This is a genomic window from Mesorhizobium sp. M1A.F.Ca.IN.020.03.2.1 (assembly GCF_004023205.1).
Lineage (GTDB): Bacteria > Pseudomonadota > Alphaproteobacteria > Rhizobiales > Rhizobiaceae > Mesorhizobium.
The window spans coordinates 19648-39845 of record NZ_RZSV01000025.1 but is presented as its reverse complement, the minus strand read 5'-3'; the positions used below and the strand labels follow the sequence as shown (position 1 = coordinate 39845).

At 64.9% G+C, this 20198-nt stretch carries 16 protein-coding genes and 1 pseudogene; 10 read left to right on the top strand and 7 right to left on the bottom strand.

Annotated features, from left to right (window positions below):
- A pseudogene (locus tag EOA79_RS06855) lies at positions 1 to 307 on the bottom strand (dihydropyrimidinase); the annotation flags it as partial.
- A gap of 54 nt (positions 308 to 361) precedes the next feature.
- Positions 362 to 2782, bottom strand: coding sequence for an FAD-dependent oxidoreductase (locus tag EOA79_RS06850; RefSeq protein WP_095825734.1), 2421 nt, complete (start codon positions 2780 to 2782; stop codon positions 362 to 364).
- 500 nt (positions 2783 to 3282) lie between these two features.
- Between EOA79_RS06850 and EOA79_RS06845 the strand changes: the two genes are divergently transcribed.
- The 10 genes from EOA79_RS06845 to EOA79_RS06800 all read left to right on the top strand — a co-directional run bounded on the left by EOA79_RS06845 (position 3283) and on the right by EOA79_RS06800 (position 15141).
- Entirely contained in the window at positions 3283 to 4956 is a 1674-nt protein-coding gene (locus tag EOA79_RS06845) for an ABC transporter substrate-binding protein (protein ID WP_095825816.1), read from the top strand.
- 77 nt (positions 4957 to 5033) lie between these two features.
- Complete coding sequence (locus EOA79_RS06840; RefSeq protein ID WP_066989127.1) at positions 5034 to 6047, top strand: ABC transporter permease; 1014 nt, start codon at positions 5034 to 5036, stop codon at positions 6045 to 6047.
- Positions 6044 to 6925 carry an ABC transporter permease gene (locus EOA79_RS06835; protein WP_245322452.1) on the top strand — a complete coding sequence of 294 codons (882 nt, stop codon included), beginning with the start codon at positions 6044 to 6046 and terminating at the stop codon, positions 6923 to 6925. Before EOA79_RS06840 ends, EOA79_RS06835 begins: the two co-directional genes overlap by 4 nt.
- Entirely contained in the window at positions 6922 to 9000 is a 2079-nt protein-coding gene (locus EOA79_RS06830) for an ABC transporter ATP-binding protein (RefSeq protein WP_095825736.1), read from the top strand. The genes EOA79_RS06835 and EOA79_RS06830 overlap by 4 nt, the downstream gene beginning before the upstream one ends.
- A complete protein-coding gene (locus tag EOA79_RS06825) occupies positions 8997 to 10247 on the top strand; it encodes an MFS transporter (protein WP_095825737.1) in 1251 nt (416 codons plus the stop codon). The genes EOA79_RS06830 and EOA79_RS06825 overlap by 4 nt, the downstream gene beginning before the upstream one ends.
- On the top strand, positions 10244 to 11008 hold the full coding sequence (locus EOA79_RS06820) for an SDR family oxidoreductase (RefSeq protein ID WP_095825738.1): 765 nt from the start codon (positions 10244 to 10246) through the stop codon (positions 11006 to 11008). Before EOA79_RS06825 ends, EOA79_RS06820 begins: the two co-directional genes overlap by 4 nt.
- A gap of 30 nt (positions 11009 to 11038) precedes the next feature.
- Complete coding sequence (locus EOA79_RS06815; RefSeq protein ID WP_095825739.1) at positions 11039 to 12064, top strand: NAD(P)-dependent oxidoreductase; 1026 nt, start codon at positions 11039 to 11041, stop codon at positions 12062 to 12064.
- A gap of 11 nt (positions 12065 to 12075) precedes the next feature.
- The gene (locus tag EOA79_RS06810) at positions 12076 to 13014 is read left to right on the top strand and encodes a polysaccharide deacetylase family protein (protein ID WP_095825740.1); all 939 of its coding nucleotides are present in this window, start codon (positions 12076 to 12078) and stop codon (positions 13012 to 13014) included.
- 8 nt (positions 13015 to 13022) lie between these two features.
- Complete coding sequence (locus EOA79_RS06805) at positions 13023 to 14357, top strand: dihydroorotase family protein (RefSeq protein WP_095825741.1); 1335 nt, start codon at positions 13023 to 13025, stop codon at positions 14355 to 14357.
- Positions 14358 to 14367: 10 nt separating this feature from the next.
- Complete coding sequence (locus tag EOA79_RS06800; RefSeq protein WP_067327509.1) at positions 14368 to 15141, top strand: glucose 1-dehydrogenase; 774 nt, start codon at positions 14368 to 14370, stop codon at positions 15139 to 15141.
- A 77-nt stretch (positions 15142 to 15218) separates the two neighbouring features.
- Here EOA79_RS06800 and EOA79_RS06795 read toward each other — a convergent pair whose 3' ends face one another.
- From EOA79_RS06795 to EOA79_RS06775, 5 genes are read right to left on the bottom strand one after another with little or no spacing between them, the layout of a single operon-like run.
- Positions 15219 to 16121 (bottom strand): SMP-30/gluconolactonase/LRE family protein, encoded by a 903-nt coding sequence (locus EOA79_RS06795; protein WP_164748127.1) that lies wholly within the window; start codon positions 16119 to 16121, stop codon positions 15219 to 15221.
- 34 nt (positions 16122 to 16155) lie between these two features.
- Positions 16156 to 17700, bottom strand: a complete 1545-nt coding sequence (locus tag EOA79_RS06790) for a trimethylamine methyltransferase family protein (protein ID WP_095825743.1) — start codon at positions 17698 to 17700, stop codon at positions 16156 to 16158.
- Between the two features lie 13 nt (positions 17701 to 17713).
- Positions 17714 to 18682 (bottom strand): D-2-hydroxyacid dehydrogenase, encoded by a 969-nt coding sequence (locus tag EOA79_RS06785; protein ID WP_095825744.1) that lies wholly within the window; start codon positions 18680 to 18682, stop codon positions 17714 to 17716.
- A 1-nt stretch (position 18683) separates the two neighbouring features.
- Positions 18684 to 19601, bottom strand: coding sequence for a dihydrodipicolinate synthase family protein (locus tag EOA79_RS06780; RefSeq protein WP_127334717.1), 918 nt, complete (start codon positions 19599 to 19601; stop codon positions 18684 to 18686).
- On the bottom strand, positions 19598 to 20197 hold the full coding sequence (locus EOA79_RS06775; RefSeq protein ID WP_095801037.1) for a hypothetical protein: 600 nt from the start codon (positions 20195 to 20197) through the stop codon (positions 19598 to 19600). Before EOA79_RS06775 ends, EOA79_RS06780 begins: the two co-directional genes overlap by 4 nt.
- Position 20198 lies beyond the last annotated feature (1 nt).

The following is a 20198-nucleotide window of genomic DNA, read 5'->3' as shown; positions in this document are numbered from 1 at the left end:
TATTTGGACCCGGCATGCCGAAGGGCACGATGCAGGTCGTGCCGCCGAATGCGGCCGAGATGGAGCCCGATTCAAAATCGTCGGCGTTACCGGCCCCGCCCCAAACAGGCTGGTCGAGATGGCAGTGGGCATCGATGCCGCCAGGCATCACCCACAGGCCCGCGGCGTCAATGGTTTGCCCACCTTGCAGGCCTGAATCGATCGCCGCAATGCGGCCGTCATCGATGCCGACGTCGCAATCCCGCCAACCGTCATCCAAAGCGACCCTACCGCCTTTTACGACCAGCTGATGCGAGCGCCGCGCCATTCGTGCCGCTCACGCCGCTGTGCTGTTGCGGGTCACCGGGCAGGCAAGCACCGGTCAGGCCCTCAGCCGCTTGCCATCGGGATCGAAGGGCGGCCTGTCGAGCAACACGGCATTGTGCGGCCGGCCGAGGATCGCGACGGTGACGGCATCGCCGGATTTCACCGAGCCCGCCTTCACGTAGCCGAGCGCCAGCGACATCCCGACATGATAGCCGTAGGCGCCAGACGTGACCTGGCCGACCGGCGTGCCATCGGGAAGGAAGATCGGCTCGCCGCCGGTGGCGTCGGCATCCTTCGCCTCGATCGAGATCATGATCAGCTCGTCGCGGGCCGGCTGCGATGCCAGCGCGGCATAGGCGTCGCGGTTGAGGAAGTCGCCCTTATCCATCTTGATCAGGCGGTCGAACTTCACTTCCTGCGGCCAATATTCGGGCGAGTATTCGCGGCCCCAGCTGCCATAGCCCTTCTCCACCCTGAGCGACATCAGCGCGCGCGAGCCGACCGGCCCGCCGCCTTCCTGACGCGCCGCGTCGAGCAGGGCGTTGTAAAGAGCGGTCTGGTCCTTCTCCTCGCAATAGAGCTCCCAGCCGAGATCGCCGGTGAAGGAGACGCGCAGCGCAATGACATCGAGCCCGGCAACGGTGATGCGGCGCGAGGCCATGAAGGGGAACGACGCCGTCGTCAAATCGTCATTGGTCAGGCGCTGCAGCACCGCGCGCGACTTCGGCCCGGCGACGTTGAAGCCGCACATGTCCTCGGTGAGCGAGCGGAACGTCGTGCCCTCCGGCAAGGGCAGCATCTTGAAGAAACGCTGATGATAGCGCTCGGCCATGCCGGAGCCGAAGACGCGATACTCGTCCTCCGCCAGCTTGGTGACGGTAAAGTCGCCGGCGATGCCGCCGCGCTTGCCGATCAGCGGCGTCAGGCAGGATCGTCCGACCCGCGAGGGAATCTTGTTGGCGAAAAGCGCGTTCAGCCAGGCCTCGGCGCCCGGCCCCTTCACCTCGTATTTGGCGAAGTTGGAGATGTCGATGATGCCGACATGGTCGCGCAGCATGCGCGCCTCGCGGCCGACAGGGTGCCACCAGTTCTGCCTGGTGAAGCCGATCGTCTCCTCGCGCGGCTCGCCGTCGATCGAGAACCACAGCGGATGCTCCCAGCCGAAGTTCAGGCCGAACACCGCGCCGTTTTCCTTCTGCATGGAATAGGCCGGCCGTGTGCGCACCGGCCGTCCAGCGGCGCGCTCCTCGTTTGGGAAATGGATCTTGAAGCGATGGCTGTACTGGTCCTGCACGCGCGCCTTGACGAATGCCTTGCCCGCCCAGTGGCCGAAGCGGGCGAGATCCCAGCCGAACATGTCGAGCGTCGGCTCGCCCTCGATCATCCACTCGGCCGCCAGGCGCCCGAGGCCGCCGGATTGCGAAAAGCCCGGAATGATGCCGGCGCAGCAGAAATAGTTGCGCAGCTCCGGCACCGGGCCGAACAGCGCGGCGCTGTCCGGCGACCAGATCATCGGTCCGTTGATCACCCTCTTGACGCCGGCAGCGCCGACCGCCGGCACGCGGGCGATCGCGCGCATCATGTTCTCCTCGATGCGTTCCAGATCGTCCGGGAACAGCTCGTGGCCGAAATCCTGCGGCGTCCCGTCCTCGGCCCAGAATTTCATCGCCCGCTCATAGGCGCCGATCAGCAGGCCGAGGCCCTCCTGACGCAGGTAATATTCGCCATCGCGGTCGGCGACCGAAGGCAGACGCCGGCCCATCGAGGCGATCTCTGGGATGGTCTCGGTGACGAAATACTGGTGCTCGGTCGGTATGAGGGGCAGCGCCAACCCGGCCATCGCGCCGACCTCACGCGCCCACAGTCCGGCGGCGTTCACCACCCATTGCGTGCGGACGTCGCCCTTGGTGGTGCGCACGATCCAGCTGCCGTCCGGCTGCTGCTCCGTTCCGGTCACCGCGGTGAAGCGGTGGATTTCGGCGCCACGCTGGCGCGCGCCGGCCGCGTAGGCGGCCGTCACGCCCGAAGGATCGACATTGCCGCCTTCGGGTTCGTACATGATGCAGCGTATGCCGTCGAAGTCGACGAGCGGGTGCAGCCGCTCGGCCTCCGCGCGGTCGACCTCGTAGAAGTTCATCTTGTAGCGGCGGGCTTTGGCTTCCTGCAGCCGGAGCTGATGTTCACGCGCCTCGGTCTGGGCGAGATAAAGCGATCCCGGCTGGAAGATGCCGCAGCCCTGACCAGTCTCCTTCTCCAGCTCCTTGTAGAGCGCCATGGTGTAATGCTGCAGGCGGCTGATATTGGTCGAGTCGTGCAAGCCGTGAATGTTGGCCGCAGCATGCCAGGTCGAGCCCGAGGTGAGCTCGTCGCGCTCGAACAGCACGACATCGCTCCAGCCGTGCTTGGTCAGATGATAGAGGATCGAGCATCCGATCAGGCCGCCGCCGATCACAACAGCCTGGGCATGAGTCCGCATTTACGTGTTCCTTGTGGCTGTGTGCCGGAGCCGGACGGCCGGGCGACGGGCCGGATAACAACAGGGGTCCGTGCTGGCTCTTGTGCCGACAACATGACCCCACTTTTTCGAACGCCGGCAATGTAGAAAGCTCGGGAAACGACTGTAAAGCCTGCTATTGGGGCTGGCTGCTGCTTTTCGGGGCAGTTAAGAGCAAAAAAAACGAGGTCATAGCCACATCAATCTTCGTTTGTAGGCATAGAGGCCGGGTGTAGCTTTTGGCGGGGAATTGAGCAGCCGCGACCAGCGGCGCCACCAATGGGAGCCACCCGCCATGGACCTGCATTCCGAGCGCGGATACAGACCGGTCAGACCGGCATGCCTCTCGTCGTCCATGCGTCTTGACGGTCCGGCGGCGCGGTCGCGCCGCGGCCTTCAAAACCGGTTCCGCACCAGTCGAAAAGACAGCGCCGAAGCGCCCTGTCCGGCACGCGCATCGCGACAACTCGGAGGTTAAGACCTTGGACAAGACATCGCATCCCTATATTCCGACACTGCTCGATCAGCTTAACGAGGGCGAGATCAGCCGCAGGGACTTCTTGCGCAAGTCGACGCTGCTCGGGCTTTCGGCCGGCGCGGCCTATGCCATGGCCGGCATCATCGACCCGGCGACGCAAGCGCGTGCCGGCGACCTGCCGAAAGGCGGCAATTTGCGCATCGGCATGCGCTGCATGGAGATCAAGGATCCGCATCTGGCCGACTTCGCCGAAAAATCCAACGTCATCCGCCAGGTCTGCGAATATTTGACCTTTACCGACCGCAACAACATCACTCACCCCTATCTCTTGGAGAAGTGGGACGTCAGCGATGACCTGAAGACCTGGACGCTGCACATCCGCAAGGATGTCAAATGGCGTGACGGCAGGGCGCTTAATGCCGACGACGTGGTCTGGAACCTGAAGCGTGTCAGCGATCCCAAAGTCGGCTCCTCGGTGCTCGGCCTGTTCACCGGCTATCTCGTCGAGGAGTACGATACCGGCGAAAAGGACGACAATGGCAATCCGAAGAAGTCGAGCCGGCTCTGGTCCGACAAGGCGATCGAGAAGGTCGACGACAGCACGGTGCGGCTGAACCTGTTCTCGCCGCAGATCGCGGTCGCCGAACATCTCTTCCACTATCCGATGTTCATCCTCGATCCGAAGGACAACGGCGCCTTCGGCCCGAGCGCCAACGGCACCGGTCCCTTCGAGATGGTCGAATACACGGTCGGCAAGGGCGCGAAGTACAAGGCGCGGGCCGATTATTGGGGCGGTGCTGCGCATCTCGACACGTTTGAATTCGTCGACCTCGGCGACAATCCCGGCGCCGGCATCGCGGCGATGGCGTCCAAGCAGGTCGATGGCCTGTCGGAAGCCGACGCGGTGCAGATCAATTCGATGAAGGCCTTCCCTCATGTCTCGGTCCACAAGGTCGAGACGACGCAGACCATCGTCATGCGCATGCATCCCGATGTCGAGCAGTTCAAGGACAAGCGCGTGCGCCAGGCCATGCGCCATGCGCTCGACCGCGACAAGATCATCCAGACCGTCCTGCTCGGCGCCGGCACGCTGGCCGAGGACCACCATGTGGCGCCGTCGCACCCCGAATATGCCGCGCTGCCCAAATGGCCGCGCGACGTCGAGAAGGCGAAGAAGCTGATGGCCGACGCCGGCCATGCCGACGGTTTCGAAGTGGATTTGGTGACGCGGCCCGACCCGATCTGGGAGCTCAACACGACACAGGCGATGGCCGAACAGCTGAAGGACATCGGCATCAAGGCCAACATCAAGTCGCTGCCGAGCGCGCAGTACTGGGAAGTGTGGACCAGCGCGCCCTTCAGCCTGACCGCCTGGGGCCACCGCCCGCTCGCCATCATGACGCTCGGCCTCGCCTACCGCTCCAATGCCGCCTGGAATGAATCGCATTTCTCGAACGCCGAATTCGACAAGCTGCTCACCCAGGCCGAGGGCATTCTCGACCCGAAGGAGCGCAGCAAGGTGATGGAGAAGATCGAGCTGATCATGCAGGACGAGGGCCCGATCGTGCAGCCGTTCTGGCGCATCTTCTCGACCGTCATGGACAAGAAGGTGCAGGGCTTCGAACTGCATCCATCACAGTACATCTTCGCCAAGGATTATGCGGTCGCCTCCGCCTAGACCACGCTGCGCCCGGCCGGCGACAGAACGGCCGGGCGTTCCTTTCCACTCGCACCCAGAACGGAAACGTCCGGCTGATGGCAATATTCGTGGCGAAACGGCTGGCGATGATGCTGCTCACCATGGTCGCGGCCTCCTTTCTGGTATTCGCCGTCTGCGAGTTCACCCCGGGCAGCGTCGCGCGCAAATCGCTCGGGCCGTTCGCGACGCAAGAGCAGGTCGATTTCCTGACCAAGAAGCTGAGGGCCGACGATCCGCTGCTGGTGCGCTACGGGCGCTGGGCGGGCGTGCTGCTCGGCATCATTCCGGATCCGCTCCAGGACCCGAGCACCGGGCTCAATTTCAAGGATCCGCGCGGCGCGCAGTATTTCGGCAATTTCGGCTATTCGACGCTGAACAAGCTGCCCGTCAACGACGTCATCTGGAACCGGCTCGGCAATACGGCGATCCTGGCCGGGCTGGCCTTTCTGCTGATCGTGCCGCTGTCGATCGTCTTCGGCATCCTGTCCGGCCTGAAGGAAGGCGGCGTGCTCGACCGGCTCCTGTCGGTGATCTGCATAACCTTCACCTCGATCCCGGAATTCGCGTCGGGCGTGTTTCTGGTCACCCTATTCGTCATTCTCTGGCCGGTGCTGCCGGGCACCAGCCCGCTCGATACAGAGGGCGGCTGGTCCGTTCCCTCGCAGCTCGTGCTGCCGGTGGCGGTGCTCGTCATCTATGATTTCGGCTATGTCGCGCGCATGATCCGCGTGTCCATGATCGGGGTGATGGAAAAGCCCTTCATCCGCACCGCGGTACTGAAGGGAATGAGCACACGCCAGGTCGTCATCGGCCATGCCCTGCGAAACGCGATGATCGCCCCGTTCACGGTGCTGCTCCTGCAGATCAACTTCCTGATCAGCGGCGTGGTGGTGACCGAGCTCGTTTTCGCCTATCCCGGCTTCGGTCGGCTGCTGCTCGATGCCAGCCTCTTCGGCGACATCGCGACCATCGAGGCGGCCACGCTGATCACCGTCGCCATCGCGGTCACGACGCAATTCGTCGGCGATCTCGGTTACATGCTGCTCGATCCACGCATAAGATTGCGATGAGCGCACTGGTCGAGCAGAGAGCTATGGAGGCGACGGCCGTCAAGGCAACGGGCAGGGCACGCCTGAAATGGGCGCGCATCCTGCGCTCGCCTACCGCACTGGTCGGGCTGTTCCTGGTCGGCTTCTGGGTGCTTGCGGCGATCCTCGCACCGGTGCTGCCGCTCTATTCTCCGACCGAGCAGGATGTGATGGCGCTAGCCGACCCGACGCCATCGGCGGCGCATTGGCTCGGCGTCGACATTCTCGGCCGCGATGAGCTGTCTCGCCTGATCTTCGGCGCTCGCACCGTGCTGGTCGTCGCGCCGCTTTCCGTCGCGGTCGCCATGATCGTCGGCATCACGCTCGGCATGATCGCCGGCTATTACGGCGGCTGGATCGATGCCGTGATCAGCCGCCTTTCCGACATCATCCTCGCCTTCCCGGTGCTGGTCCTCTACGTCATCCTGATCGCCAATATCGGGCCATCGATAATCAACATCGTCATCGCCACGACGATCGCCTCGGCGCCAGGAATCGGGCGAATAACGCGCGGGCTGGTACTCGGCCTGAAGGAGCAGGAATACATCGCCGCCGCAAGGCTGCGCGCCGAAAGTACTTTATACATCATGCTTGTCGAGCTGTTGCCCAACTGCCGCGGCATGCTGATCGTCGATGCCTGTCTGCGCATCGGCTACACCATCATCACCATCGGCATTCTCGGCTTCCTTGGCCTTGGCCTGCCGCCGCCCAACCCGGACTGGGGCGGCATGGTCAAGGAAAGCACGACGGTGCTCAACGTCTGGCCTTTGATGTCGGTGCTGCCCTCAATCGGCATCGTCAGCCTGGTTCTGGGTTTCAACCTCTTGGCCGACGGCCTGCGGGAGGCCTGGAAGCCATGACGATGGTCGCCGAGCCAATTTCGATGAAAGGCGAGCGTGCGTCCGGGACGCCGCTCCTCGCTGTCCGAGATCTGCGCATCGAGTTTCGCGGGAAGGCCGAGACGATCGTTGCGGTGCCGAAGCTGTCTTTCGAGGTGAAGCCCGGCGAAAGCTTCGGGCTGGTCGGCGAATCCGGCTGCGGCAAGAGCACCACGGCGATGGCGATCATGGGCTATCTCGGTGCGACAGGCGTGGTCGCCGGCGGCAGTATCCGCTTTGAAGGCGAGGAACTGGTCAACGCACCGGCGCACAAGTTGCGCGCCATACGCGGACGGCGCATCGCCATGGTCTACCAGGACCCGATGAGCGCGCTCAATCCGGTCAAAACGGTCGGCGCGCAGCTTGCCGAGGTGCCGATGCTCCATCTCGGCGCAAGTCGCGTCGAGGCGCTCGACATGGCAGCCGCCATGCTGAAAGACGTGCGCCTGCCCGACGCCGGCGACATGCTGAAGCGCTATCCGCACCAGCTTTCGGGCGGCCAGCAGCAGCGCGTCGTCATCGCCATGGCGCTGCTTGGGCGGCCGTCGCTGCTCCTGCTCGACGAGCCGACCACCGGTCTCGACGTGACGGTGGAGTCGGCGGTGATCGATCTGATCGGCGAGCTGCGCCGTCGCTATGGAACCAGCCTGCTGTTCATCTCGCACAATCTCGGTCTGATCGCCGAAAGCTGCGACCGGGTCGGCATCATGTATTCCGGCGAGCTGGTCGAGGAGGCGCCGACGCGCGAGCTGTTCGGCCGGCCACGCCATCCCTACACGCAAGGGCTGATCGACTGCATTCCCGATATCGGGCACGGCAAGCACAGTCGCACGCTTGCCGCCATTCCGGGCCATATCCCGCTGCCGTCGGAGCGGCCGCGCGGCTGCCTCTTTGGTCCGCGCTGCGCCGGTTTCCGCGCCGGCCTGTGCGACCGGCCCGGCATGACGCTGGAACCGGTCGGCGAGCGGCATGTTGTGCGCTGCGTGCGCTGGCCCGAACTCGAGGTGGCTCATCGCGAGCTTCCGCCGCTATCCGGCGAGAGTGCGGCACCGGCAGCCGAGATCACTTTCTCCGACATCACCAAGTTCTATCACCTCGGTTACCACAAGACGCTGAAGGCCAATGAGGCCGTATCCTTCGAGGCCGGCAAGGCCGAGATCGTCGCGCTGGTCGGCGAATCCGGCTGCGGCAAGTCGACCCTGGCGCGTATCGTCACCGGCCTCGACCGCGCCACTTCGGGCGAAATCCGCATGGCTGGCGAAAACATCGCCGCGATCGAAGCGAGCGCGCGGCCGAAGCCCCTGCTGCAATCGATCCAGATGGTGTTCCAGAACCCGGACTCGACGCTCAATCCGTCGCACAGCGCCGGCTTCTCGATCCGTCGCTCGCTGAAGAAGTTCGGCATCCGCAAGGGCAAGGCGACCATCGACCAGCGCATGCGCGAGCTGCTGGAGATGGTCCGGCTTTCGCCGGACTTCGCCGCCCGCCGGCCGAGCCAGTTGTCCGGCGGGCAGAAGCAGCGCATCGCCATCGCCCGCGCCTTCGCCTCCGATCCGTCGCTGATCGTCGCCGACGAGCCTGTGTCGGCGCTGGATGTCTCCGTGCAGGCGGCCGTGGTGACGCTGCTGCTCGACATCCAGAAGACCCGGCATGCGACGATGCTGTTCATCAGCCATGACCTGGCGCTGGTGCGCCACGTCGCCGACAAGGTCGTGGTGATGTATCTCGGCAAGGTGATGGAAAAAGGCACCGTCGAGGAGATCTTCGGCGGTGCGACCCATCCGTACACCGAGGCGCTGATCTCGGCGATCCGCAGCACCAAACCGGAAGGGGCAGAGCGCAACCGCATCACGCTGACCGGCGACACGCCGAGCCCCGTCGATGTCCCGCGCGGCTGCCGCTTTGCCAGCCGCTGCCATCGCAAGCTGGGTTCGATCTGCGACAGGGAACCGCCACCGATCCGCAGGATGTCCGCCACGCACGAGATCGCCTGCCACATTCCGGCGGAAGCGCTGGAGAGTCCCAGGCATCCGGACGAGGCGAGCGACCGTTCATGACGAGGCCAGCTTCACTGGGCCGCCTCTGGCGTCAGGCCGAACGGTCGCGCGCCATCCTGCCGATCATGGCGCGCGTCTGCCTGGCCGGCACCGGCAGCGCCATGCTGACCACCGCGGTCTCGCTGGCATTGAGCGCGCCGGGAATCGACCCTTCCGAAGTGCAACTCGTGCTGACCGCTTATCCGGTCGGATTTCTCATCGGCTGCATCGTCGCGCGTCCGCTGGTGTCGCGCGTCGGCCATGAGCGCGCCTTCTTCGCCATCACCGTGCTTGCAAGCCTTGCCGCCTCGGGATTCGCGCTCACCGATTTCATGCCGGCATGGCTTTGCCTCCGGCTGCTCGGCGGGCTTGCCATGGCGGCGATGTTCGTTGTCTGCGAAAGCTGGATCAACCTCTATGCCGACCAGCACAATCGCGGCAGGCTGTTCTCCATCTACATGCTGACGACGGCGGTCGCGGTGCTGTTCGGACAGCTGCTGCTGGAGATCGTCGGCGCGCATTCGCCGCATTTGTTCGCCGTCAGCGCGGCGACGGTGCTCTTGTCGGCGCTTGCACGGTTTGTCTCCAGGCCTTGGCCTGCCCTGCCCGCCGAGCAAACCGAGCCGTCCCTGGCCGATATCCCGGCGCATGACGAACGCTACGGCGTCATCCAGTTGCTGCGTCTCGCTCCGGTAACGGTGGTCAGCATCTTCCAGGCAGGCATCACCAACATGAACATCTTCGTGCTGACGCCAATCTACGGCGCCAAGATCGGACTGTCCGCCGCCGCCACTGTCGGCCTGGTGACGACCGTCAGCATTGCCGGCATGCTGGCGCAGACGCCTATCGGATGGCTGTCCGACCGGTTCGACAGGCGCATCATGTTGCTTGTCCAGGGACTGCTTTCCGTGTCGCTATGCGCCTCTATCGCCTGGCTGGGCAGCGGACCGCTACCGCTGCTCTTCCTGCTGTTCTTCCTCTATGGAGCAACCGCGCTCACGGTCTATCCTGTGGCCATCGCCTTCGCCAATTCGCGCATGCACAGCCGGCACATGGTGGCGGCTTCGGGGACGCTGCTTCTGCTCTATTCGATCGGCAACATCCTGACGCCGGGTCTCGCCGCGGGACTGATGGAGCGTACCGCGCCGCAGGCCATGCTGTTTGTGCTCGGCACCGGCGGCATTCTGGTGGCGGTTGCGGCTTGCATCAATCTGCGGCGGCGCCCGGTCAGTGTAGCGGTTGCGCAGCCGTGCGGAGGCGAGCCGTGAACAGCGCCCTTCCCCACCGTCTGGATGGCAAGTTCGTTCTGATCACGGGCGCCGCGAGCGGCATCGGCGCGGCGATCGCGAGCCGCTGCGCCGACGAGGGAGCCCGTGTCGCCTGCTCGGATCGGGACACAGCATCGACGAAGGCGCTTGCCGCCAGCCTTGGGCCGAATGCTCTGGCTGTCGACTGTGATGTCACCGATCCGGACTCGGTCCAAGATGCTGTCGACGCGACAGCTCAAGCATTCGGCCGGCTGGACGGTCTGGTCCACAACGCCGCGGCTCCCTCGACCGACGGCACCGTCGCCGACCTTTCAGTCGACAAGTGGCGGCTGGAACTCGACGTCAGCCTGACCGGCGCGTTCCTGATCTCCAAATTCGCGGTGCCGCTGATGGCATCGAGCGGCGGCGGGTCGATCGTCTTCATCGGCTCGCAATTCGCGCGCGTCGCCGTCGGCAAGGCGGTGGCCTATTGCGCGGCGAAGGCGGGGCTTGTGCATTTGGCGAAGGCGATGGCGATCGACCATGCGGATCAGAACATCCGGGTGAACAGCCTGTCGCCCGGAGCGGTCGCGACCGCCCGCCTGCTGCAGCGCTGGTCCAGTCTGGAGGCGGCCGACAAGGGTCTAGGACCTGCGCATCTGCTCGGACGAATTGCCGAGCCCGAAGAGATCGCAGCCGCCTGCGCCTTTCTGCTTTCGTCCGACGCTTCCTTCGTCACCGGCACGGACCTCCTGGTGGATGGCGGCTATGCGGTGCGTTGAATCAATTTCCAGCATAGGAGGCTCCAAGACATGACCCTTCTCGTCACAGGCGGCACCGGCTTCGTCATGAGCGTGGTGGCGCGTGCCTGGCTGGACCGCGACCCTGCCGCGCGCGCCGTCATCCTGGATCGCGCCGGCCTCGACGCCGCGGCCGAAAGGCATTTCGCTCCGGTGCGCGACCGGCTCAAAGTGATCAGCGCGGATATCCTCGACCCGGCGGGGTGGTCCGCCGCACTCGACAACGAGCACATCACCGCGATCGTACATGGCGCGACGATCACACCGATTTCGCGCGGCAGCGCCTCGGAGGCCAAGCGCCAGCCGGAGGCCGAGGACCCGGCTCGCATCGTCGATGTCAATCTCATGGGCACAGTGCGCATGCTCGAATGGGCACGCGCGCGGGCCAACGTGAAGCGCTTCATCTATGTCAGCTCGGGAGCCATCTATCGACACAATGGCCCCGACTGGAGCGGCGAGCCGCTGCCGGAGGACGGCTACGTCGCGCCGTTGACGCTTTACGGCATCTCCAAATTCGCCTCCGAGATGGTGACCAACCGCTATGCCGACCTGTTCGGCCTGTCGGCGGTTTCGGTCCGGCTTGCTTCCGTCTACGGCCCGATGGATCGCGCGACCGAGAGCCGCAACTTCCGCCATGTCCCCAACCGTGTTGCGCACATGGCCCTGGCCGGCGAAACGATCCGGCCGAACAGTCTGGAGCCGGTGGGCGACTATCTTGCCTCGACCGATGTCGCTGCCGCGATCCTCGCGCTGCTTGATGCGCCGCGCCTCAATTACCGCCACTACAATATCGGCTCCGGCTCCGGCCAGACCATCGGCGAGATCATCGCCTGGGCAAAGGAGCGCGTTCCGGCGCTGAAGGTTGAGATGACGCCCGGAGAAGACGCCAATATCGTACAGGACGTGTCGCTGAAAGGCGGCATGTGGGGCGCCTACGACATCGCGAGGATCATGCGTGATACGGCATGGCGGCCGCGCCCGGGCAAGGAGGCGTTCCACGCCTATATGGACTGGATTTCGGCCAACGAGACGAAGTGAGAGGGATTGCCATGACAAGCGCTGCCTCACAACCGGTCCAGCCGCGCGACTTCGTCGGCTATGGACCGAACCCGCCCTATGTCATCTGGCCGGACGGCGCGAAAGTCGCGATCAATCTCGTGCTGAACTACGAGGAAGGGTCGGAGTACAACTGGCTGGATGACGGCCGCAACGACAATTGGGGCGAGTACAACAACCCCGGCCTTTCACCGCATCGCGACCTCGGCACCGAAACGCATTTCGAATACGGCAGCCGGGCCGGCGTCTGGCGGCTGGCTCGGCTGTTCGACCGCTACGATGTGCCGATCACGGTGTCGGCTTGCGCGGTGGCGCTGGAAAAGAATCCCGCCGTCGCCGAGTGGATGAATGCGCGCGGCCACGACCTGCTCGGTCACGGGCTGCGCTGGACCGATTATCCCGGCATGCCGCGCGAGGAAGAGGAGCGGCAGTTGCACGAAGCGATCGCGCTTTACGAGAAGGTGCTTGGCCGGCGGCCGCTCGGCTGGAACTGCCGCTCGTTTCCAAGCGTCAACACCCGCGATCTGCTGGTGCGCGAGGGCGGCTTTCTCTACCACTCCGATCCCTGCAACGACGAGCTGCCCTATTTCGTCGACCATGGCGAGGAGAAAATCCTCGTCGTGCCCTATTCCAAGACGCTCAACGACAGCCGCTTCCTCATCGCGCCGGGTTACAGCAATCCGCGCGACTTCGCCGAGGATTGCCGCTCGGCCATCGACTACATGCTTTGGGAGGCGGAAGAGACGGGCGGACGGATGCTCAACATCTGCGTGCACGCGCGCTGGATGGGCCAGCCGAACCGGGCGTCCGGCCTGCGCGAGGTGATCGAGCACGTGCAAAAGACGCCGGGGGCGATCTTCATGCGGCGCGCCGACATCGCGCGGTACTGGCTGGACAATCACCGGACGTTGGCCGGCAAGCGTGCCGGCTGAACAGCGGAATGTTCGAAACCCTCATCCGCGGCGCGACGATCGTCAACGCAGATAGCGAAGCCCGCCGCGACATTGCCATCAACGCCGGCAGGATCGCGGCCCTGATCCAGCCAGGAGACGCGGCCGAAGCGCGGAAGGTGATCGACGCAAGCGGCTATCTGCTGCTGCCCGGTCTCGTCGATGCGCACGCGCATCTGCGCGAACCGGGACTGACCCACAAGGAAGACTTCTCTTCGGGCACGCATGCGGCCGCGCTAGGCGGCGTGACGACGGTGCTCGACATGCCGACCGACGAGCCCTGGACGGCGACGGCAGACCAGCTTGCCGAGAAGACGTCGATGGCCGAAGGCAAGCTCAACGTCGATGTCGGCTTCCAGGCTGTTGTCAGCGAGAGGCTGGACAGTCTCGAAGGGCTGGCGGCGCTTGCTCCGGTATCGATCGAGCTTTTCACGGCGGATGTCCCAGAGCCGTTTCTTTTTCCGACGGTGGACACCGTTCTTCACGCGCTCAAGCGGATGAGCTCTATCAAGACGATCGTCGGCATCTCGCCCGGCGATCAATCGCTGCTGGTGGGCAGCGCCGGGCGCGTTCATGCTTGCGACATCGCAGCGTTCCGCGAAAGCCGGCCACCACTGGCCGAGGCCAACGGCATCGCGCGGGCGCTGCTGGCGGCGGCCGAGACCGGCGCGCGCGTTCATGTCCGCCAGATCAACTCGGCGCTCGGCGTCGAGACCTGGCGGCGCCTGCGCGATCTTGCCGATGCCAGCGTCGAGACGACACCCCAGAACCTGTTCTTCTGCGCGGACGACTACGAAAAGCAAGGCGCGCGACTGAAGGGATCACCGCCGTTCCGGCCGAGGCAAGATGTGCAGCGGCTTCGCGAGGCTGTAGCGGCCGGGCTGATCGACATCATCGCCACCGATCACGCGCCACACAGCCCTGCCGAGAAGGCCGCCAGCTATCCGGCTTTCGCGGACATCCCGGGCGGTATGCCCGGACTGCAGACGCTGCTCTCCGTCATGCTCAAGCTCGTCGACGAAGGCCTGATTGGGCTGCGCGACATCGCGCGCCTGTGCGCGGCCAATCCGGCCGAAAGGTTCGGGCTTGGCCGGCGCAAGGGCAGGCTGGCCGTCGGCCACGATGCCGACATCCTCATCATCGACCCGACGCGAACCTTTGCCATCCGCGATGCCGACCAGAAGTCAAAGGCCGGCTACACGCCGTTCGACGGCTGGAGCGTTTCAGCCACCTTGCGGCAGGTGTTCCTGCGCGGCGAGGAAATCACGCGTGACGGCGCGCTGGTCAACCCGGGACAAGGCCAAGTGGTGCGGTGGGAAAGCTGAGGCAGGCAAGATGGGTCTTCTGGACGGCAAGGTTGCCATTGTCACCGGCGCGAGCTCCGGCATCGGCCGCGCCATCGCGCAACGCTACGCGCAGGACGGCGCGAAGGTGGTGGTCGCCGATACGCGCGAGGAAGCTATCGAAGGCGGCGAAACAACGGTCCGGCTGATCGAAGCGGCTGGCGGTGAGGCGATCTTCATCTCCACGGACATCGCCGATCAGCAGGCCGTCATAACCATGATGCGGCAGGCGGTGGACCGGTTCGGGCGGCTGGATATCCTGGTCAACAACGCCGCGGTCTACACCTCGACCAATCTGCTCCAGACCACGCCGGAGCAATGGGCGAAGGTGATCGACGTCAACGTCACCGGCTTCTTCTACTGCTCGCAACAGGCGGTGCTGCAGATGCTCAGGCAGGAGCCGGTCAACGGCGTACGCGGGCGCATCATCAATATCGCCTCGCAGCACGGTATGGTCGCCTGCCCGGGCGATTTCCCCTATTCGGTTAGCAAGGGCGCGATCGTGCAGATGACGCGCCAGATCGCGGTCGATCACGCCGAGGACCTGATCGTCTGCAATGCGATAGCTCCCGGCAAGATCATCACCGGCAAGCCGGGCATCGCCAACGACCCTGATGCGCTCGACTATTCGCGCCGCCGCACGCCATGGCCGCGGCTTGGCGAGCCGAACGATGTCGCCGGCGCGGCGCTTTTCCTGGCCAGCGACCTTGCGACATACGTCACCGGGATCAACCTGATGGTGGACGGCGGCTGGATGGCCGGCTGAGCGGTCATCGCGCGAAAGCAAAGGCCGGCTGCAAAGCGGCCAGCCTCCTTCCTATCCGACGATCACGACGATCGCAGCTACTTATTCGGCACTTCGTAGACCTTGCCGTGCCAAGGTGCTGCATCGATCTGGTCGAGGGCCATCACGTAAAGCTCCTTTTCATCGGGCCCGAAGGCGAAGTTCGGCATGGACGGCGACGGCACCGAAAGCGTGCGCAAGAGGCTGGCGTCCTTGTCCACCACTATGATCTTGCCCGGCGCGTCGAGGGAGCGCGGGCTCTGGCCGATATACATCTCGCCAGCCTCGTCCATCTTGATGCCGTCCGGCCAGATATGCGGCTGGTTCGGGAACAGATCGTCGAGCCGAAGGAAGACGCGACGGTTGCTCAAGCTGTGATCGGCCCCGACATCGAACTCGATGATGCGGTTGTCCTCGGTTTCGACCAGGTAGAGCATCTTGCCGTCGTTCGACATGACCAGCCCATTGGCATTGTGCAGGTCGCCAGCCACCTTCTTCACGCTGCCGTCCTTGCCGATGTAGTAGGCCGACGCGTCGATCAGCGGACCGCCCTTGCCGGAGCCGGTGAAGTAGATGCCGCCCTCCTTGTCCGGCGCGAAATCATTGGGGCCGCTGAACGGCTTGCCGTCGGTGTCCTTGTCGTAGGCCGGCAGCGTCTTGCCGTCGGCCGAGATGCGGCCGATCGTGTTGTTGTCGTAGCAGGTGACGACGAATTCGCCCGTCGCGGTCGGCAGCACGGCCGAAGGGCCGCAGCCATCCATCTTCCAGAAAATCGCGTTCTTCTTGCCGTCCCAAACGTCCACAGTGCCGCGGCCGTATTCGACGTAGAAGAGCTTGTCCTGGTACCAGATCGGGCCCTCGGCGAACCAAGCGTCGTCATTGATCACCTTGACGTTCGCGGCGTGTGCCGATGCGGTAAGAGCGAGGGCTAACACTGTGCCCAGCAAATGCTGTCTTGTCATGCGCTTCCCCTTTCTTTCGTTGAACTCCAGGCGCTTAGGGCTCGCCGGCGCCGATCTCCTCCTTGCGGCGCGCCACATAGGCGTCCAGCTCCTCGCGGATGGCTGGATCCATAACCGGTTCCTCGTAGTCGCTGAGTGCCTGCTGCCAGAGCTGCGTCGCCCGCTCCAGCGCATCGTGGCCGCCCGCTTCCTGCCAGCTGCCGTAATTTTGCCAATTGGACAGCATCGGCCGGTAGAAGGCGGTCTCGTAGCGCGCCATGGTGTGCTCCGACCCGAAGAAATGTCCGCCGGTCGGCACGGCCTTGATCGCCTCGAAGCCGAGGTCGTCCTCCTCGAACGGCATCGGCCGCAGGAACTCCATCATGTTCTGCAGGATCTCGACGTCGAGGACGAGCTTCTCGTAGGAGGCTGTCAGCCCGCCCTCCAGCCATCCGGCGGCGTGATAGATCAGGTTCGCGCCGCCGAGCACCGCGCCCCAGGTCGCCATCTCGGTCTCATAGGCCGCCTGCAGGTCGACGACATTGGAGGCATTGGCATTGGAGGTGCGGTAGGGAAGGTTATAGCGCCGCGCCAGCTGTCCGGCGACGATGTTGGCCTTGGCGTTCTCCGGCGTGCCGAAGGCAGGCGCGCCGGAACGCATGTCGACATTGGACGTGAAGGCGCCATACATCACCGGCGTGCCGGGATTGACCAGCTGCGTCAGCGTCACGCCGAACAGGGCCTCGGCATTCTGCTGCGCAAGAGCCGCGGCCAGCGTCACCGGGGTCATGGCGCCCATCAGGGTGAAGGGCGTGATCGTCACCGGCTGGCCGTGCTCGGCCATGGCGATCAGGCCTTCGGCCATCGCCTCGTCGAACAGGCGCGGCGAGTTGACGGAAATAATCGTCGTGACCCCCGGCGAATTGCGCAGTGCCTCGATGGTCGTGCCGCGTGCGATCGCCGTCATGGCGATGCTATCCATGGCGCGGCCGCGGCCGATCGCCGAGCAATGGAAGCTCAGATCCGACAGCGTGAGATTGGCGCGATAGGTGTCGAGATGGCGCGAATTCGCCGGCAGCTCCATAGGCGCCACCACCTGGTTGCCGATGATATGGATGGCGTTGAAATGATGCGCGAGGCGGATGAAGTTCTCATAGTCAGCCAGATTGCCCTGCCGGCGGCCGTTGATGCGGTCATGCACATTGGGCGGCCCGGCGACCAGCCCGAACACCAGCGAATTGCCGCCGATGCGGATCTGCTTGTCCGGATTGCGCGAGCTTAGCGAGAAGGACGATGGCGCGTTCCTAAGCGCTTCTCTGACGATACTCTCGTCGATCCGCACCGTGTTCTCGGCCCGATCAACGATGGCGCCCGCGGCCTCGAAGATACCCAGCACCTTCTCGCCCATGACGCGGATGCCGAGTTCGGACATAATACGCATCGAGGTCCGGTGGAGCTTGTCCATCTGCTCCTCGTCGAGGATCTGCATCGGCGCGTAGGGGTTTGTGACGCGCTGCCAGGGCAGTTGCGCAATGCCGCCGCCACTGCGCCCGGCCGCTCTGGTGCGCCGTCCGCCGCTTCGCCTGTCATGCGCTGTCATCGGCCTGTCCTCCTTAATAGCCGCGTCCCGGATCCACCACATTCGCCAAAGGCTCGCCGCGCCGGTAGCGGGCGAGATTCTCGGCAAACATGCGTGCCGACTTCACGTCCCAGCCGTCGTAGACGGACGAGCAATGCGGCGTGACGATCACGTTCTCGTAGCCCCACAGCGGATGCGCCGGCGGCAGCGGCTCGAGGGCGAAGACGTCGAGCGCCGCGCCCTTGATCCGGCCACCGTCGAGCGCCGCAAGGAGCGCCGCCTCGTCGACGACGCCGCCGCGGGAAACGTCGATCAGCACCGCCGAAGGCTTCATCGCCGAGAAGGCTTCGCTGCCCACCATGCCACGTGTGCTTTCGAGCAGCGGCACCGCGCACAAGATGAAATCGGCACGGCCCCACAGGCTGGGCAGGTCGGCCATGCCGTGCACCTCATCGATGTGGTAGGTCGGTTTCGGGCTGGCGCGCACGCCCAGGGTCGTCATGCCGAAGGCCCTGGCCCGGACGGCGACCGCCTGCCCCGTCTTGCCGAGCCCAAGGATCAGAAGCGTCTTGCCCTGGATCGGCTCGACCTTGCCGGCCGTCCAACTCCTGGCAGCCTGCTCGCGCGCGAAGCCGCGCAGGCCAAGAGAGAAGGAAAGCATCGCGCCTAAGACATATTCGGCCATCATGTCGGCGGCGACGCCGGCCGAATTGGTTATCGTCACCTTTGTCGGATTCCAGGGGCGCAGGTGATCCGTGCCGGAGCCGCCGACCGAAACCCAGCGCACGGTCGGGCTCTCGACCAGCGCCGCACGCGGATAGCGCGATCCCCGGTCGAATTTGATGGTGAACACCACCTCGGCGCCGGTGTCCGCAATCAGATCGGGAAGCGCCTCGTAGCTGTCGCAGCCAAGCACCCTGATATCTGGATGGGTTTCCGCCAGCACCGCAATCGGCCCGTCCGGCGCGTCGCTGCTGACGATGATTGTTGGCCGCGCGGACATTTCAGCCCCGCCTCGGACCTGGAATGTGATCGGCAAGAGGACCCAGCGCCTCGAGCAAAGCCTTGCCTGCCTGCGGGCTGGTGTTCTCATGCGGCGCGCGCAGATTGAGCCAGCGCTGGTCGCCGGAGCGCACGGCAAGTGCCGCTTTCATGCCGCCGATCAGCCCGGCGGTCTGAACCGCCTTTCGAAATTCCTTTATGGCGGCATCGGCGGCTGAGACGTCGCGGCCGGCGCGCGCGCCGTCATAGACGGCGCGGATAGCCCTGGCGTTGAGGTTGACGGAAGCGGAAATGCAGCCCGCCGCGCCGGCGACCAGGCCTTGGGTAAGCTGGCCCTCGGAACTCGGGAAGACCGAGACGTTGGGCGCCGCCGCGATCACGGCGGCGGTGTTGTCCCAGTTCCCGGCACTGTCCTTGTAGGCGACAACGGTTTCGGGAAATGCCGCGTTGAGCCGCGCCGTCAGCGCCGGCGATACCGGCACCCCGGAATTCTGCGGGATGTGATAGAGGATCAGCTTGAGCTTCGGGCTGGCGACTTTCTCGACCAGTTCCGAATAGTAGCGCGCCTGCCCGTCATCGCCCGCCGCGGTGTAGAAGAACGAAGGCAGCACCATGACGCCGGCGCAGCCGAGTTCCAGGGCATGCCGGCTCAGTTCGAGCGTCTCGGGCAGCGCGGTCAAGCCTGTGCCGGGCATCATCTTATCGGCCGGGATGCCGGCCTCGGCCAGCCACTCCAGGGCTTGCATGCGTTCGCGCGGCGACAGCGACAGCGCCTCGCCGGTCGTCCCAAACGGCGAAAGGTAATGCGCGCCCTGAGCAAGCACCCATTTCGCATGGTTGACCCACAGATCGCGGGCGACGCTGCCGTCTTTGTCGAAGGGCGTCAGGATGGGCGCAATGACGCCTTGTACGCTGTTCATCGATGGTTCTCCCGGGTCGTCGTGTCGCCGTCGGCGAGCTGCGCCGCCGCGTCGACTGTTCTGATAAAGAATGCTGTCGAGGCGATGTCGAAGAAGATGTCGAAGCCCCCCACGCTGCGCACAAGCACGGCTTCGAGATGGGCGACGCGCGTCTGCGCGATCTCGTCATCGGCAAAACGGGCAGGCCTGAGGTCCAGTGCGCAAAGCCTCGCCATCACCGCTTCTGCCGACTGGCCGGAAAGTCGCATCCAGCTCCAGCCCTCCTCGCGCCAGGACCAATAGCCGCGCGGGTCCTTCTCGACCTGCCAGTCGGCTATAAGCTTTGCGGCGGCGCCACCGGCCCCTATATCGTCAATCGCCAGGAAATCTTCGCTGCCAAGTCTTAGCAGCCTGACGCCGCCCTGTATGGCGATGCGATTGACGGGCGGTAAGGAGAGACCCTGCGCTTCGAGCCAGGCTGAACTGCCCGGACCCTTGATGCCGAAGCGCGATCGGGCCGCCAGATCGGTCACTATCAGCTGCCCATTTGGCAGAACTGCTTCAGCGGCCGAGCCGTTCGGCGACAGGGGAAATGTCCGCATGGCAAGACCGGCCATC